General features: G+C 66.2%; 15 protein-coding genes, 1 tRNA gene and 1 pseudogene. 7 read left to right on the top strand and 10 right to left on the bottom strand.

The genetic code is table 11. The annotated features are described in order from the left end of the window. The first annotated feature begins 192 nt into the window (after positions 1-192). Entirely contained in the window at positions 193-342 is a 150-nt protein-coding gene (locus tag DTQ71_RS23735) for a hypothetical protein (protein ID WP_170125551.1), read from the top strand. Here DTQ71_RS23735 and DTQ71_RS22385 read toward each other — a convergent pair. The 4 genes from DTQ71_RS22385 to DTQ71_RS22370 are packed head-to-tail and all read right to left on the bottom strand — an operon-like array spanning position 339 to position 5316. Beyond that, positions 339-842 (bottom strand): sarcosine oxidase subunit gamma, encoded by a 504-nt coding sequence (locus DTQ71_RS22385; RefSeq protein ID WP_109566503.1) that lies wholly within the window; start codon positions 840-842, stop codon positions 339-341. The genes DTQ71_RS23735 and DTQ71_RS22385 overlap by 4 nt on opposite strands. Then, positions 835-3759, bottom strand: a complete 2925-nt coding sequence (locus DTQ71_RS22380) for a sarcosine oxidase subunit alpha family protein (protein WP_109566502.1) — start codon at positions 3757-3759, stop codon at positions 835-837. The genes DTQ71_RS22385 and DTQ71_RS22380 overlap by 8 nt, the downstream gene beginning before the upstream one ends. Continuing rightward, complete coding sequence (locus DTQ71_RS22375) at positions 3756-4007, bottom strand: sarcosine oxidase subunit delta (RefSeq protein ID WP_109566501.1); 252 nt, start codon at positions 4005-4007, stop codon at positions 3756-3758. The genes DTQ71_RS22380 and DTQ71_RS22375 overlap by 4 nt, the downstream gene beginning before the upstream one ends. A gap of 58 nt (positions 4008-4065) precedes the next feature. Next, the gene (locus DTQ71_RS22370; protein WP_109566500.1) at positions 4066-5316 is read right to left on the bottom strand and encodes a sarcosine oxidase subunit beta family protein; all 1251 of its coding nucleotides are present in this window, start codon (positions 5314-5316) and stop codon (positions 4066-4068) included. Between the two features lie 206 nt (positions 5317-5522). On the opposite strand from DTQ71_RS22370, the gene DTQ71_RS23300 reads away from it, so the two are divergent. Further along, entirely contained in the window at positions 5523-5807 is a 285-nt protein-coding gene (locus DTQ71_RS23300; RefSeq protein WP_146204921.1) for a hypothetical protein, read from the top strand. A 509-nt stretch (positions 5808-6316) separates the two neighbouring features. Then, positions 6317-7744 (top strand): Glu/Leu/Phe/Val family dehydrogenase, encoded by a 1428-nt coding sequence (locus tag DTQ71_RS22365; protein ID WP_109566499.1) that lies wholly within the window; start codon positions 6317-6319, stop codon positions 7742-7744. A gap of 6 nt (positions 7745-7750) precedes the next feature. On the opposite strand, the gene DTQ71_RS22360 is transcribed toward DTQ71_RS22365, so the two are convergent. Next, positions 7751-8803 carry an MBL fold metallo-hydrolase gene (locus DTQ71_RS22360; protein ID WP_245947708.1) on the bottom strand — a complete coding sequence of 351 codons (1053 nt, stop codon included), beginning with the start codon at positions 8801-8803 and terminating at the stop codon, positions 7751-7753. A gap of 87 nt (positions 8804-8890) precedes the next feature. After that, on the bottom strand, positions 8891-10561 hold the full coding sequence (locus tag DTQ71_RS22355; protein ID WP_109566498.1) for an acyl-CoA dehydrogenase: 1671 nt from the start codon (positions 10559-10561) through the stop codon (positions 8891-8893). Positions 10562-10630: 69 nt separating this feature from the next. On the opposite strand from DTQ71_RS22355, the gene DTQ71_RS22350 reads away from it, so the two are divergent. Continuing rightward, positions 10631-11590: an L-threonylcarbamoyladenylate synthase gene (locus DTQ71_RS22350; protein WP_109566497.1), complete on the top strand. Its 960-nt coding sequence runs from the start codon at positions 10631-10633 to the stop codon at positions 11588-11590. A 3-nt stretch (positions 11591-11593) separates the two neighbouring features. Here the strand turns inward: DTQ71_RS22350 and DTQ71_RS22345 are convergent, their stop codons facing one another. Then, positions 11594-12457, bottom strand: a complete 864-nt coding sequence (locus tag DTQ71_RS22345) for a hypothetical protein (protein ID WP_109566496.1) — start codon at positions 12455-12457, stop codon at positions 11594-11596. Positions 12458-12568: 111 nt separating this feature from the next. Here DTQ71_RS22345 and DTQ71_RS22340 point away from each other — a divergent pair. Together DTQ71_RS22340 and DTQ71_RS24790 are read left to right on the top strand one after the other, a co-directional pair. Then, a tRNA-Thr gene (locus DTQ71_RS22340) sits at positions 12569-12644 on the top strand. Between the two features lie 115 nt (positions 12645-12759). Continuing rightward, positions 12760-13422 (top strand): annotated as a pseudogene (locus DTQ71_RS24790) (DUF6538 domain-containing protein); the annotation flags it as partial. Positions 13423-13713: 291 nt separating this feature from the next. Here the strand turns inward: DTQ71_RS24790 and DTQ71_RS22335 are convergent. The 3 genes from DTQ71_RS22335 to DTQ71_RS22325 form a co-directional block, all read right to left on the bottom strand. Further along, entirely contained in the window at positions 13714-14790 is a 1077-nt protein-coding gene (locus DTQ71_RS22335) for a PLP-dependent cysteine synthase family protein (protein WP_109566495.1), read from the bottom strand. Between the two features lie 446 nt (positions 14791-15236). Beyond that, the gene (locus tag DTQ71_RS22330) at positions 15237-15770 is read right to left on the bottom strand and encodes a hypothetical protein (RefSeq protein ID WP_211317181.1); all 534 of its coding nucleotides are present in this window, start codon (positions 15768-15770) and stop codon (positions 15237-15239) included. Positions 15771-15964: 194 nt separating this feature from the next. Continuing rightward, entirely contained in the window at positions 15965-16180 is a 216-nt protein-coding gene (locus tag DTQ71_RS22325) for a tautomerase family protein (RefSeq protein WP_109566494.1), read from the bottom strand. Between the two features lie 137 nt (positions 16181-16317). Here DTQ71_RS22325 and DTQ71_RS22320 point away from each other — a divergent pair, with 137 nt between their 5' ends. Continuing rightward, on the top strand, positions 16318-17874 hold the full coding sequence (locus DTQ71_RS22320; RefSeq protein WP_109566523.1) for a winged helix-turn-helix domain-containing tetratricopeptide repeat protein: 1557 nt from the start codon (positions 16318-16320) through the stop codon (positions 17872-17874). The last annotated feature ends 237 nt before the right edge of the window (positions 17875-18111 follow it).

Genomic DNA, 18111 nt, shown 5'->3' with positions numbered 1-18111 from the left:
GAATATCGGGTCGCGATCGGGCAGAGTCGAGTCGCGGCCTGAAATCTCCCCGCCCTTGCGGCCGTTTCTCCGCAGGGATTTCCGGCCCGGGCGGCGGCGTTGTGGCGTCCGGAGCACGGGTCTGCGCGCCACATCCCGGTTCTGCCACGATCCCATCGCGAATCCGGCCCGTTGCCGGGGGAACGTCAGCTCATGAACAATGAGTCGCCTCCGCCCCGATCGTTTCCAATTCCGCTCCTGGCGGCGCTGCTTTTCACGCTGGGCCTGGGGGCTGCGGTGACCGGCGGCCTGTCGGTGGGCGTCGGCACCTCGTCCATCGCGCTAGGGGCGCAGATGGACTAGCCCCGCGCCGCCACGCCGCGCATGCCGCGCAGGATCTCGTGCACGGCGCTGGCCGTCATCGAGCGGAAAACCATCATGTCCCATGTCTCGGTGTCCACACGGTGGAAATGCGCGTTCATATGGCCCAGCAGGCTGCGCGCGACCGCGCCCTCTGGGAAGGCGGCATCCCGCAGGTCCAGGGGCGTGAGCCGCGCCAGCACATCGGCCGCGCCCTGGCCCGACAGCCGCAGCACGGCCCAGGCATCGGACTGATCGGTCATCGCGATGTCCGGGATCTGATCTGGCCGCGGCCCGATCAGAAGCGCCTGATTGCGGCCCGACCACATCAGCAGGCCGCCGCCCCGCTGCACCGCCTTGCCCGGAGCGGGCAGCGGAAAGGTCGCGTCCCGCAGCGCCATGAGCGAGGTGATCGCCTCGGGCACCACCTCAGACAGGGTGAGCGCGCCGCAGGTGACGGGCAGCAGCCCCTCCGCCGGGCTGCGGGCGATGAGGCTAGCCACGGGCGCGCCCTCCCTCGGGGTCGACTTGCACGGGCGCGACGATCTCCACCAGCGTGTCCTGGCCCCGCACCCGGTCGACCATGCGCACCGTCTCACCCATCCGCGCGCGGCCGTCGCGCAGGAAGCCTAGCGCGATATAGGTGCCCAGGGCGGGCGAATAGCAGGGCGAGGTGACATAGCCCTGGTCGTTCTCCGCGTCGGGGCGGGTACCCTGGTTGTAGAGATGCGCCCCCGCGGTGATCTGCGCGCCCGAGGCGCTGCGGAGGCCGACCAGCTCTTCCCGATGCGCCAGCAGCGCCGGACGGCGCGAGGCGGCCTTGCCGATGCAGTCCTTCTTGGCCGATATCATCCGGTCCATCCCGATATCGAAGGCGGTCACGCGGCCGGTGATCTCGCTATGGGTCACGAAGCCTTTCTCGATGCGCAGAACATTGAGCGCCTCCATCCCGTAGGGGCCGCCGCCCAGGGCCTCGGCCCGGGCCAGCAGATCGCGCCAGAGATGGGCGCCATAGCGCGACGGGACCGCGATCTCATAGGCATGCTCGCCGGAGAAGGAGATCCGGAACAGGCGGCCGGCGATCCCGGCGACTGTGACGGCCCCGCAGGCCATGAAGGGAAAGGTCTCGTCGGTGACCGGCTCGGCCACGAGCGACTGTATCAGGGTTCGGGCGTGCGGCCCGGCGACCGAGAACTGCGCCCATTGCTCGGTGGTGGAGATCAGCGCCACGTCCAGATCGGGGCGCAGGCATTGGGTGACGAATTCCAGATGCCGCATCACCTGGCCCGCCGCCGCCGTGGTGGTGGTCATCACGAAATGCTCCGGGCCGAGGCGGGCCGTGGTGCCGTCGTCCATCACATGCCCGTCCTCGCGCAGCATCAGGCCATAGCGGACCCGGCCCTGTTTCAGCGTGGAGAAGGTGTTGGTGTAGACGAAATCCAGCAGCGCTGCCGCGCCCGGCCCCTGGATGTCGATCTTGCCCAGGGTCGAGACATCGGCCACGCCCACGGTCGCGCGCACCATCGCCGCCTCGCGGGTGCAGGCGGCACGCCAGTCCTCTGAGCCCTGGGGAAACCAGCCGGGCCGATACCACAGGCCGGTCTCGATCATAGGAGCGCCGGCCTTGCGCATCGCCGGGTCCGAGGTGGTGAAGCGCTCGGGCGCGAAGCCCGCCCCCTCCGCGCCCGCGCCCATGGCCGAGATCGGGACGGGCGAGAAGGGCGGGCGGAAGGTCGTGGTCCCGGTCTCGGGGATGCCGCGCCCCGTCGCGTCGGCCAGCACGGCGAGCGCCGCGACGTTCGAGGTCTTGCCCTGGTCGGTCGCCATGCCTTGGGTCGTGTAGCGCTTCATATGTTCGACGGAGGCGAAGTTCTCCTGCGCGGCCTGACGGACGTCCTTGGTGGTCACGTCGTTCTGGAAGTCGAGCCAGGCGCGATGCCGGACGCCCTTGGGGGCGCGCACGTCTAGCGGTGCGATCTGGCGCGCGGCCTCGCTGCGGGCGTCGGGCAGCGTCACGGGCTGATGACGCCGCCCCAGCCCGTCCAGCGCCTGCCGGGCCTTCGCCGCGCCGCTTTCGAGCGTCTGCGTCGTCGAAAAGAGGCCGGCGGCGGCTCCCGCGACCGTCATGCCCGGGACGGCGCCCGCCTTGGGCAGGAAGGTCGCCAGGTTCTCGTCCCAGACGGGCCGGGCGCCGAGATGGCAGGTCAGGTGCAGCGTCGGGTTCCAGCCGCCCGAGACGGCGAGCGCGTCGCAGTCGACCCAACGCCGCCCGCCGCCGGACGTGCGGATTTCGATTCGCTTGAGGCCGAGCCGCCCTCTCGTGGCGACGACTTCGCCCCGGATCGCGTCGTCGGGGGCGTCCGCCCGCGGGTCGATCACGGCGGGCACCTCGATCCCGGCGGCGCGCAGGTCGGCGGCCGTCCGGTGGCCGTCATCACAGGTGGTGAAGACGGCGATCCTGCGGCCCGGCGCCACGCCCCAGCGGTGCAGATAGGCGCGGACGGCCGAGGCCAGCAGGATGCCGGGCCGGTCGTTCATCGGGAAGGCGATATGCCGCTCCAGCGCGCCGGAGGCCAGCACGCAGGCGCGCGCCGCGATCCGCCAGAAGCAGTCGTGCGGCAGGTCCGGATGCGGATCGGCGATATGGTGCGAGACCCGCTCCAGCGCGCCATAGGTTCCGCCGTCATAGGCCCCGGTGACGGTGGTCCGGGGCATGATGCGGACGCCCAGCGCCGTCAGCCGCGTCACCGTCTCCGCTGCCCAGACATGGCCGGGCCGCCCGTCGATCTGTTCCGCTTCACGGGTCAGACGCCCGCCCAGGATCTCGTCCTCGTCGGCAAGGATGACGTCCGTGCCCGCCTCGGCCGCCTGGAGCGCCGCCATCAACCCGGCCGGCCCGCCGCCGACCACCAGGAGGTCGCAATGGGCGAAGGCCTTTTCTTGTCGCCACGGGTCTGCCTCCCCCGAGAGCGCCCCGAGCCCCGCCGCCCGACGGATCGCGGGCTCATAGAGCTTTTCCCAGGCCGCCTTGGGCCACATGAAGGTCTTGTAGTAGAAGCCCGCGCCCAGGAACGGCGCGGCGAGGTCGTTGACCTCCAGCGCGTCGATCGCGAGCGAGGGCCAGGCGTTCTGGCTGCGGGTGCGCAACCCGTGCAGGGCGGGTTGGACGGTGGCGCGGATATTCGGGATGCGCCGCGCCCCGTCATGGGTGGTGATGAGGGCGTTAGGCTCAGCCGAGTCGGCCGTCAGCGGCCCGCGCGGGCGGTGATACTTGAAGCTGCGCCCCATCAGGCGGATGCCGCTGCCGAGCAGGGCCGAGGCCACCGTGTCGCCCTCGAAGCCATTGACCCAAGTATCGTCGAAGCGGAACTTGAGCGGCGCGTCGCGGTCGATCATCAGGCCGTATCCTGGGACCCTCATCGCGCCAGCTCCACGGCCGTGATCTCGTGGGTGGCGGTGTCGCGGGTGACGCGCAGCCAGGCGCCGCAGCCGGCCTCGTGCTGCCAGAGGTCGTGGGTCGGGCCGCAGGGGTTTTCGCGGAGGTGGAGATAGGCGTCCCATGCCTCCGCCGGAGCGTCGGCCGCGGGGCGGTCGAGATAGGTCGCGTGACCCATGTAATAGAATTCCCGGCGGTCGCGGTCGCCGCAGAGGGGGCAGGTCAGGCGCATCGGCTTGCTCCTCGGTCGCTGCGCGCCCTCCTCGCCCTGGGGTCGGATCGCGTCATGGTCAGTGCAGGTTGTGCTGGCTGCCGGTTGCCTCCTCGTCGATCAGCGCGCCCGTGGCGAAGCGATCGAGGCGGAAGCGCGCAGCCGGCGCGTGGTGGGTGTCGGTGGCGATCAGATGCGCGAGACTGAAGCCCGAACCTGGGACGGCCTTGAAGCCGCCATAGCACCAGCCGCAATCGAGGTAGAGCCCGCCGATATCGGTCTTGTCGATGATCGGCGAGCCGTCGGGGGTCATGTCCATGATCCCGCCCCAGGACCGCAGCACCTTCGCCTGCCCGATCATCGGCATGAGCGCCATGCCCGCCTCCATCACGTGCTCGGCCATGGGCAGGTTCCCGCGGGCGGCGTAGCTGGCGTAAAAATCCAGGTCGCCGCCAAAAACCAGCCCGCCCTTGTCGGACTGGCTGATGTAGAAATGGCCCATGCCGAAGGTGACGACGCTGTCGATCAGCGGCTTCAGCCCCTCGGTGACGAAGGCCTGGAGCACATGGCTCTCGATCGGAAGGCGCAGGCCCGCCATGGCTGCCGTCTGCGATGAGCGTCCGGCGGTGACCAGCGCGACCTTCCTGGCCCGGATCGCCCCGCGCGAGGTCTGGACGCCGCGCACGCGGCCGCCGTCGATATCGATCCCCGTCACCTCGCAGTTCTGGATCAGGTCGACGCCTCGCTGGTCCGCCCCCCGTGCGAAGCCCCAGGCCACCGCGTCGTGGCGGGCTGTCCCGCCGCGCGGATGGTAGAGCGCGCCCAGCACCGGAAAGCGCGCGTTGTCGTGGTCGAGGCAGGGCAGGTGACGGCGCACCGCCGCCCGGTCGAGCAGCTGCGCGTCGTCGCCCTGGCTGATCATCTGGTTGCCGCGCCGCGCATAGGCATCGCGCTGGCCGTCCGAATGATAGAGGTTGTAGACGCCGCGCTGGGACATCATCGCGTTGTAGTTCAGATCCTGCTCCAACCCTTCCCAGAGCTTGAGCGAGTGGGAGTAGAACTCCGAATTGCCCGGCAGGCCGTAATTGGCGCGCACGATGGTGGTGTTCCGGCCGACATTGCCACCGCCGAGATAGCCCTTCTCCAGCACGGCGACATTGGTGATCCCGTGCTCCTTGGCGAGGTAATAGGCGGTGGCGAGCCCATGGCCGCCGCCGCCCACGATGACGACGTCGTATTCGGGTTTGGGATCGGGCGCGCGCCAATGCGGCTGCCATCCGGCATTGCCGCTCAGGCCCTGCCTGACGATTTCGAGGAGATTGAAGCGCATCGTCCGGTCCCGCCTTCCGTTCGCAGGTCAGACTATCGGGGCCGGATGGGGGCGGAATCCCCATCGGCGACACACGGCGGTCGGTTGGCGACGGCATTGCCGCTGGGGGATCGGGTGGGGACGCTGCCTTCGGACCCGTAGGTGTGTCCGACGCCTCGGTGCTTCTGACCGCGCCCGGGACGCCGCCAGTCACGGTGACCTGATGCTTGTCGGCGACCCGGCGGATCGCAATAAAACGCAGACGCGCGCGACCCTCGAAGACGGTCAGGGAGGCGAACAGCTTCCGCAGACTTCCGAGCGGCCGGACCATTGCGGGCCTCGCGCGCGAGGAGTTCGGCAACGGTGCAGGTCGCCTCGGTCAGCAGCAGCCCGCGGCGGAAACTGTCGAAATCCGCGAAACCCGCGACATGGGCGAGGCCGAGCGGCGGTCGGATAATGGCGGCCTCGATGGCCAGGGCGCCATCCGCGCGATGCGGGAAGCTGACGCGTGACGGCAAGGGGGCGAGCAGAGCGGCCCCCCAGTTCAGGCCCCAGTCTATGGCCGTTTTCCAGGGGGAGGTGACCGTAGGCAGTTTGGGGAAAGACGACAAAGCAGGATCCAAGCGGTCGCGCTCCGACCGCATGAGGCCCCAGGCGCCGCTCCCGACGATCAGTATCACCGAGGAAAGGTCAGCCCAATCATCGTGAGCGTGCCGCTTTTGGTCCCAAGGAAGCCGCGCGGCCGGAGGCCGGCGGGGCTGGGAATAGAGGTCGAGCGAAGGAACATACGGAGCCTATCTGGCCACCCGGGCCGCCGCATCGCGGAGATCGACACGGGTGAGCCTCGATGCCCCAGGACGCGGTGCGATGGGGCGCCACGGGCGCAAATCCGCAGGACACAGGGCGATTTTCCAATAATACTAGCCGATTGCCGCGCAGGGGGTGGAATCGTTTCTAAAATCGTCCACAAACGAGGGTGATCGCTCCGGGGTCCCTCGGGCGACATTCGGGAGGAAAAACTATGCAGCGCAACCAGGGCGGCTTCAGCGCCTCCGTCAACGCGATGTACGACAAGGCGGTGGCCTTGATGGATCTCAGCCCCGGCTTGGTGGAGAAGATCCGCATCTGCAACGCGACCTACACCGTCCGTTTTGGCGTGCGTCTGCGCGGCGATATCCACACCTTCACCGGCTACCGCAGCGTCCACTCCGAGCATATGGAGCCGGTCAAGGGCGGCATCCGCTTTGCCATGGCCGTCGACCAGGACGAGGTCGAGGCGCTGGCATCGCTGATGACCTACAAGTGTGCCTTGGTCGAAACGCCCTTCGGCGGCTCCAAGGGCGGGCTCTGCATCGATCCCACGCAGTGGGAGCCCCACGAGATGGAGCAGATCACCCGCCGCTTCGCCTATGAGTTGATCAAGCGCGACATGATCAACCCGGCCCAGAACGTCCCCGCCCCCGACATGGGCACCGGCGAGCGCGAGATGGCCTGGATCAGCGACCAGTATCAGCGGATGAACACCACCGACATTAACGGCCGTGCCTGCGTGACCGGGAAGCCGCTCAATGCCGGCGGAATCTCCGGGCGCGTGGAGGCCACGGGGCGTGGCGTGCAATACGCGCTCCGGGAGTTCTTCCGCCACCCCGAGGATGTCGCGGCGGCGAGACTTTCGGGCGGCCTCGAAGGCAAGCGGATCGTGGTTCAAGGGCTCGGGAATGTGGGCTTCCACGCCGCATCCTTCCTGGAGCGCGAGGACGGCGCGAAGATCGTCGGCATCATCGAGCGCGATGGCGGCATCTGGTCCGAGGACGGGCTTTCTGTCGACGACGTCCACCTGCATATCCGCGAGCATGGCGGGGTGAAGGGCTTTCCGGGCGCGACCTATTCCGGGAATGGAGCGGCATTGCTGGAGGCCGATTGCGACATCCTCATCCCGGCCGCCCTCGAGGGCGTGATCCACGAAGGCAACGCGAACGGGGTGCAGGCCAAGCTCATCATCGAGGCCGCCAACGGGCCCGTGACCAGCGACGCGAACGAAATCCTGCTCGAGAAGGGCGTCGTCATCATCCCCGACCTCTATGCCAACGCGGGCGGCGTGACGGTCAGCTATTTCGAATGGGTCAAGAACCTGAGTCATATCCGCTTCGGCCGGATGCAGCGTCGGGCCGAGGAGGCGCGCCACCAGCTGCTAGTCGACGAGTTGGAGCGGCTGTCCAAGGCGCGCGACGTGCCCTGGACCCTGTCCGACGACTTCAAGCGCAACTATCTGCGCGGCGCGGGCGAGTTGGAGCTGGTGCGCTCCGGCCTGGACGACACGATGCGTGGGGCCTACGGCGCGATGCGCCATGTCTGGCATGATCGCCACGACGTGCCCGACCTTCGGACGGCGGGCTTCATCGTGGCGATCAACCGGATCGCCGCCAGCTACACGGCCAAGGGGCTCTAGCCGTCGTCAGGCCGCGCGGAAGATCCAGACGCCATCGTCCCGGGTCTCCCGCAGCGCTCGGCCCGTCAGGTGCAGGTGCTGGAGATGCGCGATCGCCTCGAAGAAGGCGAGCCCGTACATCTCCTGGGTCACCTGCCGCTTGAAAAGCGGCGCGAAGCACGCGCCCCCCGTCCGCGGCTCGGCCAGATGCGCCTCCAGCCGGTTGAGCGCAGTCACGTGGTTCTGGTGCAGCGAGGCCAGCCGCGTAGGCAGCCCGCGATAGGGCGTCTTGTGCCCGGGCAGCACGAGTTGGTCGTCCCGTGCCAGCGGGGCGAGCCGGGTGCAGGCCGCCATCCAGTCGCCAACCGGGTCGGCGTTCCGCTCGGTCGGGTAGAGGCCCAGATTGGGCGAGATCCCGGGTAGCAGCTGATCGCCGCCGAGCACCAGATCGCCGCTCTCCTCGAACAGGACGGCATGCTCCGCCGCATGGCCGTCACCCCGCGCCACGCGCCAGCGCCGCCCGCCCAAATCGACCAGATCGCCCTCCGCGATCCGGGTGAAGCCGACCGGCAAGGGCGCGACCATGTCGGCGAAGTTGAACGGCCGCTCCTTTGATCGTTGCGCCAGGACCCCGGGGTCCATTCCCCAGCGGCGGCAGAATTCCTGCGTCTCGGGCGGCGGCACCGGCTGTTCGTCCAGAATCAACATCCGCGCCATCAACCAGGCGGTGCGCGTGGTCAGCAGCTCCGCGCCTTCGGCCTGCAACCAGCCGGCCAGCCCGATATGGTCGGGATGGTGATGGGTAACGAAGACGCGGGTGATCGGGTCGCCGCCCAGCGGCCCCGCGCGCAGCCGATCCAGAATGGTCCGGGTCCGGCGGGTGTCGAAGCCGGTATCGACCATCGTCCAGCCATCCGCTTCCCGCAGGAAGTAGACGTTCACATGGTCCAGCGCCATCGGCAGCGGCAGCCGCGCCCAGAGCACACCTTCGGCCACTTCGATGACCTCGCCTTCCGCCGGCGGCTCATCCCATGGGAAGTCAAGCCCGGCATATCCATCGGGAGTCGCGATATCCTTCAACTCCCCCTCCTTCTTCTGGCCAGAAATACTCCGGGGGTCTGGGGGCGGAGCCCCCAGCGGATCGGACCGCCTATGGCGGTTCGAGCCTCAGGCCGCAACCACCTCGTCGCTCACCGCATAAAGCACCTCGGCCCCCGACCGCGCCTTGGCCATCTCGGCCAGGGCCTCGGGCAGCAGCATGGAGACGGCCACCTCGGCCAGCGGCTTGCGCGCCGGATCGGCTGCGGCGGCGCGCAGGTGATAGGACGCTCCGAGCACCCGGGCGAAGGCCGCGAGATAGGGCACGGCGCCGGCGAAGCGGTCCTGCATCTCCTGCTCCAGCAGCCAGGCGGTGAGGGCGCGCAGCTCCGCCACGGCGTCCTCCATCCGCGAGTGGCCTGAGACCGCCAGTTCGTCCAGGAGCGCATAGGCCGCCGCGCCGCCATCCATCATCTTGCGGCCGACCAGGTCCATCGCCTGGATGCCGTTGGTGCCCTCGTAGATCGCCGTCACCCGCACGTCGCGGGCGTATTGCGCCGCGCCCGTCTCCTCGACGAAACCCATGCCGCCATGGACCTGGATCCCCTGGCTCGCGATCTCGATGCCGGTGTCGGTCCCGTAGGCCTTGGCGATCGGCGTCAGGAACGCGCCTCGCGCGCGCCAGCCCGCGTCGCCCGTGGCCCGCGCCATGTCGAGCGAGACCGCCGTGTCCATCGCCAGCGCCCGGGCGGCGAAGGTATGGGCCTTCATCGACAGGACCATGCGGCGGACATCGGCATGGTGCAGGATCGTGCCCCCCTCCTGCGCCGTGCGTCCCTGCTTGCGCTCCAGCGCGTAGCCGATGGCATGCTGCATCGCTGCCTCGGCGATGGAGAGCCCCTGGACGCCTACGCCCAGACGCGCGTTGTTCATCATCGTGAACATCGCTGCCATGCCCTTATGCGGCTCGCCGATCAGCCAGCCGGTCGCGCCGTCATATTGCATGACGGCGGTGGGCGAGCCGTGCAGGCCCAGCTTATGCTCCAGCGAGACGACCTTGAGGCTGTTGGCCACCCCCGCGTTCCCGTTCTCGTCCGGCAGCTTCTTGGGGACCATGAAGAGCGAGATGCCCTTGGTCCCCGGCGCCGCATCCGGCAGGCGGGCCAGGACGAGATGGCAGATATTCTCGGAAAAGTCGTTATCGCCCCAGGAAATGTAGATCTTCTGCCCGGTGATCGCATAGGTCCCGTCGCCCTTGGGCTCGGCCTTGGTGCGCAGCGCGCCCACATCCGAGCCGGCCTGCGGCTCGGTCAGGTTCATCGTCCCGCACCATTCGCCCGAGACCAGCTTGGGGATGTAGAGCGCCTTGATCTCGTCGGAGGCATGGGCCTCCAGCGCTTCGATCTGGCCTTGGGTCATCAGCGGGTTGAGTTGCAGCGCGAGGCAGGCCGACCCGATCATCTCGTTGACGGCCATGGTCAGCGTGATCGGCAGGCCCATGCCGCCATGCTCCGGGTCGGCGGACATGCCCAGCCAGCCGCCCTCGGCGATGGCCCGGAAGCCGTCGGCGAAGCCGGGCGAAGTCCGCACGATGCCGTTCTCAAGCCGCGCGGGATGCAGATCGCCCTGGCGGTTGAGCGGGGCCAGCACCTCCTCGGAGAGCTTCCCGGCCTCGGTCAGGATGGCCTCGACCGTCTCGGGCGTGGCCTCGGCGAAGGTCTCGGTGGCGGCGACGCGCTCGAAGCCGACAACCTTGTCGAGCACGAAGCGGATCTCGGAAACAGGCGCGCGATACGGCAAGGGAACCTCCCAATCCTTGGAGCGTGGGCGTAAGGGGTGACATGCGCGTAAAGTAGAGGGTGCGGGCGGATGGCATCAACAGAAACACGACGTCACGGCGGCGCGCCGGTCTCGCTCGACGTCGCGGCGGAGATGCTGCGGGCGGGCCGGATCGTGGCGTTCCCGACCGAGACGGTTTACGGACTGGGCGCCTTGGCGACCGATGGGCAGGCCGTCGCGCGGGTGTTCGAGGCCAAGGGTCGGCCCAGCTTCAACCCGCTGATCGTGCATGTCTGCGACCAGGAGGCGGCCCGCGCCCTGGCCGTGTTCGACGCCGACGCGGAGGCTCTGGCGGCCCGCTTCTGGCCCGGGCCTCTGACTCTGGTGCTGCCGCTCAGGGAAGGGCACGGGCTGTCCCCACTGGTCACGGCGGGACTGGACACGGTGGGCTTGCGCGTCCCCGCCGCGCCGATCGCGCGGGACCTGCTCAAGCGGGTCGGCGCGCCCATCGCGGCGCCCTCGGCCAATCTCTCGGGCCGCTTGAGCCCGACCCGCGCGGCACATGTCGCTGAGGGGGTGGGTCCCCGGATCGACGGCTGGGTCGATGGGGGCGTCTGCGCGGTCGGTCTGGAGTCGACGATCCTGCGCACGCAGCCCCTCGCCTTGCTGCGCGAGGGGGGCGTGACGGCCGAAGAAATCGAGGCGGTGCTGGGCCGGCCGCTGCCGCGCGACCTGACGCCCGGCCGGGTCCAGGCGCCGGGCCAACTCTCGTCGCATTACGCGCCCGGCCTGCCGGTGCGGCTCGATGTGACCGAGCCGTCGGCGGATGCGGTGCTGGTCGGGTTCGGCCCCGTGGCGGGCGACCTCACCCTCTCCGCGTCCGGCGATCTGCGGGAGGCGGCGGCGGCCCTGTTCGATACGCTGCACCAGGCGGAGCTTCGGGCGCGGGCGCTGGGGCGGGGGCGGATCGACGTCGCCCCCATCCCGGAGCGGGGGCTGGGCCGGGCCATCGCCGACCGTCTGCGCCGGGCGGCCGCGCCCCGGCCCTGAGGCTCAGGGGAGGATCAGCCGCAGGTCGTTCCGGGCGCGTAGCAAGGCGATATCTTGCTCGTAGAGCGCGGTAAGCCGCACGATCACGTCCTGCGTCCAGCCGGGCAGGGCGATCTCCTCCTCGACCTGGGACTCGTCTGCATATTTTCCTAGGAAAGCCGTCACCACTTTGCGCCACGTCGCCTGATTGGCCGGGGGATTGTCGCGCAAGTAGCTGGCGAGGCGCCGGAACCCCGCCTCCGACATGATCTCCCGGAGGATGGCCGTATCCCCCGCATGCGGCGCCTGCCGCCCCGTCGCCGCGCGCAGCACATCGGGCCAGATCAGCGGCAAATCCTCGTTGCACCAGAGCGTCAGCGGCACCTCGGGGCAGGCGGCGCGGATGCGGTCCACCACCGGCAGCCAGCGCAAGCCTTCCAGCGTCTGCCCGGCGAGAAAGGCGGTGAAATCCTCGGCGGTCGAGGCTTCGAACACCGCGGGCACGAAGGTGGCGGGGTTCCGGATCGCCATCAGGAACCGGACCTGATGGCCCGGGAAGAGGTCGCGCAAGGCGGTGACCCGCTCGCCTGCATCGGCATAGAGCGTCTCGCCTCCCAGGACCGATACGTAATTCGCCAGAAAGCCCTCGAAGCTCAGGATCAGCCGCTTCGCCTCCGCCGATCCGGCCAGTTCTTCTGCGAGGCCTCCGCCCTCCGGCAGAAGCGATTTGCTGCCCGCCTGCAAAGACCTGCGGATCGCGGGGCGCGCCTGGGCTGGCGCCGGAACCTCGATCCCTGCCTCCGCGAGCGTATCGCGCTCGTCCCGCAGAACCTTGAGCAGCCGGTCCTCATCGGTGCGATGCGCGCCGAGATGTAGCACGATGTCCAAGCGTCTGACCTTTCGGGGAGTGCCTCTCGCTCGAACGATAACCACAGGCACCCCCGGGAGCAACGCAGCGGCGCTTTACCTGTGGCGCTCGTAGCGCTAGAGGGAGCGCGCGCCCCTATAGCTCAGCTGGTAGAGCAACTGATTTGTAATCAGTAGGTCCGCGGTTCGAGTCCGTGTGGGGGCACCACTTCCCAAGGCAACCTCCGGTTTCTCTTCATCTTATCTGCTGAGAGCTGGAGGCGTAGACCATGCCGGAGACCAAATCGGCCCCTTACACATTTGTGTAGGCGGAGGTCTTCTACTTCTCGCGTCTGGTCCCGAGCGACCTGACCCACCACTACAACGCAAGCCGGATCATGTACTCGCGCCGCACGAGGTCGGCTGCCGTGGCCACGTCCAGGGCGCAACGCGCGGCGCAGCAACTCGACGAACATTGGTACCACTTGCGTATCCGTGACGTCGATCTGCCGGGGAAGCACCTGCTCCGCCTGGACGGACAACTTGGGACGGCTGGCGAGGCGTCAGCTAGCGAACCCTCAGGTGGTTCGGTCACGCTGAGCGAGGCAGTGTCGATCTATCTCCACCTGAAGGGCAAGGATCGCCCCGTCACCTTCCGCCGTGCTGCGGAGCGGAGCTGCGGGTACCATATGCACCCGACCTCAGACTTCCCCCCATACCCAGCCTGGAGCGGGACAGGAGAAGAGTTCAAGGGGCAGCCCCTTGGCCCATCGACACGGGCAGACTTCCGAGACCGGGCCGGGGAGCGTGTGGGTCTCACGGAGGATCGCGGATGCCGTCTGGCTACTCGGAGGCTGACACCTGACAGCAGCCGCCGTAGACCATATGGTGCCCCTTGGCCGGGGGCGATCCATCGGGATACCCCTTGTTTCGTTGGAGAGAGACCCACCGAGGGTGCCTGCAGCGGGAACACAACCTCCGTGTGGGAACACCATTTTCATAATTAACTGCAATGGCTTGTCATTCAGGTGGCGCGCGGGCCGGTCCTTGAAACTGGCCAGCGGCCGCATTGTCGAAGCAGCCTGAATGTAGCGGTAACGCAACGCCGGCCGGAGGGAGCGCGCCCCAGGCTCGGCGCGGTGGACGTTGTCGCGGCTTTGGGCGCCGACTTCAGAGAAGGGCGGGAAGCGGAAGTTCGCCGCCGTTTGCACCAAGATCCCTTACGCTCGACCTTTCAACCACCGGGATCGCCTCGTCTTGGCAGGCGGCACCGGTCCTCTTCTGCTCGGGCCTCGCTACTATTCCGCGGACATCTGCGCCGATGGCGTCGACATCGATATTTCACGCTCCTCCGATGTCATATCTTCTTCAATACCTTCGAAGAGCGGAGTGGAAAGATACCTTTCGCCGGTATCCGGCAGCATGACCAACATGACCGACCCATTCGGAGCCCTTTCGGCCAGTCGCATCGCGACCGCAAAGGTGGAGCCTCCGGATATGCCGGTGAAGATCCCTTCCTGCGCAGCTAGGCGCCGGGACCATTCGATGCCTTCGGGGCCAGCAATCGGGATCAACTCGTCATAGTACGATTTGTCGATGGCCTCTTGCAGGACCCAAGGAATGAAGTCTGGCGTCCACCCCTGTATCGGATGTGGCTCAAAGTTGGGATGGCTCTCCGTCGGCTGGTGCGCTTCGTTTCTGGTGTTCACGTAGCCGGACGAGACGATCGCCGCGTTGGCCGGTTCCGTCAGAATGACCTTGGTCTCCGGCCGCTCTTTGCGCAGAACCCTTGCCACACCCGATACCGTGCCGCCGGTGCCGTATCCTGTGATCCAGTAGTCGAGCCGTTCGCCCTTGAAATCACTCAGGATTTCTTGGCCAGTTGTCGCCTCGTGAATGTCGGCATTGTCCCTTGTCTCGAACTGACTGGCGAGGAACCAGTCATTCTGTGCGGCCAATTCCTTGGCCTTGGTGTACATGCCGAAACCCTTTTGCGCACGAGGCGTCAGCACAACCTTTGCGCCAAGAAACCGCATGAGCTTACGCCGCTCGACCGAAAAACTGTCGGCCATCGTCACGACAAGTGGATAACCTTTGGCCGCGCAGACCATCGCGAGGCCAATTCCGGTATTGCCCGATGTGGCTTCCACAACAGTCTGTCCAGGCTTCAACCGTCCATCTTTTTCCGCCGCCTCGATGATGTTCAGGGCGAGCCGATCCTTTACTGATCCACCGGGGTTGAAGGCTTCGAACTTCACATAGACCGTAACATGCTCCGGCGCGATATTGTTGATACGAATGCATGGCGTGTTGCCGATCGTATCCAAAACGCTGTCGTAGTGGCGGCCCCGACCGGATGTGGTCCGAATTGACATTTCGCCCTCTCAGTTCTGCCTTGCCCAAAGACCTCTGAACTCTATCACGGCTGGCGACTGATTGATACACCATGAGCGCGTGCCCCATGCTCGGCGTCAGCGCGTTTCGCAATTCGACGCCGTTCGGCTGCGAAATAATAGACACCTAGAACCCATGGATGGCCCCAGAGTTTCATATTGTCCGATGCTACCAAGTCGAATTCTTGCAGCACCTGTCTTCGAGACGTGATCAGCGGCAGCGCCGGGCTCGAAGCCGTCCTCAGCTGCGCTCGGCCCGACGGCCCGAGGCGCTGGGTGGAGCTATCATTTGCGGGCCAAGCACGATAACGATGGCCCGACGCTGCCGCTCCAGTCCAGCGGGCGAGTGGCGGCCTCGGGCTCTTGGCTTCAGGACAACCTCATCGCTTCCGGTGCTGGAGTCGCCCGAACCTTAGCGTTCCGCTTTTCTATTTTCCGGTGGTCGGAACCATGATGTGTGCATAGTCAGTGCCTTTCCACATCACGTAAGGCCCCCCGTTGTCGGGATCAGTCGGCAGTGCCTCAAGCGCTGCCGCATCGGGGACAATGATCATGAGATGTGGACCCTCGACGATCCACTCATTGTCCGGCGTCTCTTCGGCGGCATAGGGATCGATATTGCTCGCGCCGCCATCGCCGGCCAGCATGTACGAGATCCCGACCGAAGTTGCGGTGAACGGCTTTTTGTTCATCCACGCATCGGCCCAGGCCGCCCAGGCCGCATCGAGACACATCGGCGCCGTTCCGTTGAGCGTCGGGGGGGTCGGAAAGCACGTGAACCCGTTGGAGCCTTGCTGGAGAGTGTTCCCTTCCCAGTCCATGATGGTCGCGTTCATGCTGATCGCATCTGGTGCGGCGCTGCGTGCATCAGCGATCATGGCTTGCTCATCGGCAGCCGCGACCGTGCATGCGGACCCCACCAGGAAAGCAACAGCCGAAGTCATTTTGACAAGAGGTTTCATAACGGATCTCCTTATAGTCGACTCGCAGAGCGATGCCCGACCAAGCTGAAACAGCGCGGTCAGAGCACTTAGCGTTTCTCAGGGCCTAGGTGGATCAGGCGGGAATCAGGCCCGATAAGGGCCCTGCGGCGTTGCTGTCCTTCGACTAGGCAACTGTATTGCAGCCAAAATCCTGCTTGACGCCACTGAGCCCTCTACTCCGCGGCTAGTGCTTTGACATCGGCGGCGGTCAGCGCCTTGCCTCCGATCGCCCATTGGCCGGAAGGAACTTCATGAACCCGGACCCAGGTCACGTGACGCATGGCCTCGCCTTCGATCGCAACCATCGTGTCGGTCACTTTCTGGATCATTTCCTGCTTCTGCTCCGGCGTGAAAACGCCTTCGATCAGTTCGATGTCGACAAGCGGCATTGCAGCCCCCTCTGTTTGTTTCTCCGGCCCGAAGAGTTCGGCCCGTAAGAAAGGCACTAACCTGTCGTCTCGCGCCTTGCTTGGCGGCAGGCTGAGGATTCGTTGGTGGTTTCTTGGGGATCTTGCTATGTTTGCGCATGATCTATCGGTTTGACGATCTCGAACTGGACACCTCACGTAGCGTGTTGCAGCGCGGAGCCGAAGAGATAAGGCTGGAACCCCGGGCCTTTGCCCTGCTGAGGGTCCTGGTCGAAAATCGCGACCGGGTGGTGTCGAAAGACGAGCTTGTGGAAAAGGTCTGGAGCGGGCGATTCATCTCGGATGACGCGATTTCAACGGCGATGAAATCCGTGCGCCGGGCGCTGAACGATTCCGGCGCATCCCAGTCCGCCATCCGGACACTGCGCGGCAGGGGGTTTCGCTTCATAGCTCCTGTTCGCGTGATGGCCCCCTCCCAGGCCAGCGACGCAGCCCAAGACGCGTCAGCGCCTCTGAAGGATGAAGACGGTCGGCCATCGATCGCCGTCTTGCCATTCCGCCTGCTCGGCGCGTCCGAAGGCCAGACCGCCATTGCCGATGCAATTCCGGCGGAGTTGATCACCTCTTTGTCGCGGTTGCGCTGGTTGAAGGTCTTTGCGCGCGGATCGTGCTTCAAGTTTCGCGATGACATCGTGAATTTCGAGTCCATCCGCTCAGGCCTTGGCGCGAACTACTGTCTTTGCGGTGTGGTCGAGGTTTTCGGCCGAAAACTCGTGATTACCGTCGAGTTGAACGACACGCGCAGCGAGACCATCGTTTGGAGTGACCGGTTCCAGGGGAAGATCGATGATGTTTACGAAATGCGTGCCAAAATCGCCACAAGCGTCGTCGCTGCTCTGGAAATCTATATTCCGTATCACGAAGCTGAAAACGCGCGGCTGCGATCGCCGCTTTGCCTCAACAGCTGGGCGCTGTACCATCTCGGTCTTCAGCACATGTACCGTTTCAATAAGGCCGACAATGCGGCGGCGACGAACCTGTTCGATCAGGCCTTGGCGCTAGATCCCACCTTTGCAAGAGCACAAGCGGCGCGATCCTTTACCAGTTTTCAGAATGCCTTTCTGAATTACACGCCAAATAGGGCGGCAGATATTCTCGATGCGAGGCGCTTTGCTGAAAAAAGTGTCGAAATTGATCCGCATGACCCGATGGGCAACTTTACCTTGGCTCGCGCGCATTGGCTGGAAGGTAGTCCCGAAAACGGTATTGGCTGGCTCGACCGGGCAATCAAGATCAGTCCGAACTTTTCGCACGGCCATTATGCGCGCGGCTGGACTGATATTATGGGCGGGCGCAGTACGAATGCTCTTGAGTATGTTGGAGCTGCCATTGAGCTGAGTCCGCTTGATCCTTTTCTCTATGCAATGCTGGCCACGCGCGCTTTTGCCCATCTGATCGATGGCAATACCTCAAAGGCAGCAACTTGGGCGGAACATGCCGCCCGGGCACCCGGTGCCCATTACTTGATCGGTCTGATCGCAGCCGTAGCGCACCAGATGAACGGGGATCAGAAAAGCGCCTCTCTCTGGGCGCAGCGTGCTAAGTCGAGACGACCCGGAGCGTCGACAGAGCGATTCTTCAACGCCTTTCCGTTTTCCGATACCGCGCTTAGGCGCTCCATCTCGGACGCGCTGAATGCAGCGGGTATCGAGTAGCGAAACAGGGAATTTTCCCACACGTTCTTTCCAAGGAGTTTCGTGCGGATCACACTGGCCTCCAAAGGGCTCGAACCGGACTTACGTAGCACGATGGTTCAAGGCCCGCTGTGGGCCGTGCTCTTCACGAGGAGCATGGCTGGCTAAAGCAACGGACGCGTTCGTAGACTCGGGACTATGTCGGGTGGCGTAGTTATGATTCACGTTGTGCAGGAGGGCTTTGGCGATGCCTGCACC

Origin of the sequence: Jannaschia seohaensis, from assembly GCF_900116765.1 — a bacterium.
Lineage (GTDB): Bacteria > Pseudomonadota > Alphaproteobacteria > Rhodobacterales > Rhodobacteraceae > Jannaschia > Jannaschia seohaensis.
Note: the sequence above shows the minus strand (reverse complement) of the source record. Positions and strands in the feature narration are given on the sequence as shown.

Excerpts from the sequence above, each read along its gene's own strand:
- DTQ71_RS22370 (WP_109566500.1), bottom strand. The coding sequence starts at position 5,316 with ATGCGCTTCAATCTCCTCGAAATCGTCAGGCAGGGCCTGAGCGGCAAT.
- DTQ71_RS22380 (WP_109566502.1), bottom strand. The coding sequence starts at position 3,759 with ATGAGGGTCCCAGGATACGGCCTGATGATCGACCGCGACGCGCCGCTC.
- DTQ71_RS22325 (WP_109566494.1), bottom strand. The coding sequence starts at position 16,180 with ATGCCGCTTGTCGACATCGAACTGATCGAAGGCGTTTTCACGCCGGAG.
- DTQ71_RS22320 (WP_109566523.1), top strand. The coding sequence starts at position 16,318 with ATGATCTATCGGTTTGACGATCTCGAACTGGACACCTCACGTAGCGTG.
- DTQ71_RS22330 (WP_211317181.1), bottom strand. The coding sequence starts at position 15,770 with ATGAAACCTCTTGTCAAAATGACTTCGGCTGTTGCTTTCCTGGTGGGG.
- DTQ71_RS23735 (WP_170125551.1), top strand. The coding sequence starts at position 193 with ATGAACAATGAGTCGCCTCCGCCCCGATCGTTTCCAATTCCGCTCCTG.
- DTQ71_RS22365 (WP_109566499.1), top strand. The coding sequence starts at position 6,317 with ATGCAGCGCAACCAGGGCGGCTTCAGCGCCTCCGTCAACGCGATGTAC.
- DTQ71_RS22335 (WP_109566495.1), bottom strand. The coding sequence starts at position 14,790 with ATGTCAATTCGGACCACATCCGGTCGGGGCCGCCACTACGACAGCGTT.
- DTQ71_RS22350 (WP_109566497.1), top strand. The coding sequence starts at position 10,631 with ATGGCATCAACAGAAACACGACGTCACGGCGGCGCGCCGGTCTCGCTC.
- DTQ71_RS22375 (WP_109566501.1), bottom strand. The coding sequence starts at position 4,007 with ATGCGCCTGACCTGCCCCCTCTGCGGCGACCGCGACCGCCGGGAATTC.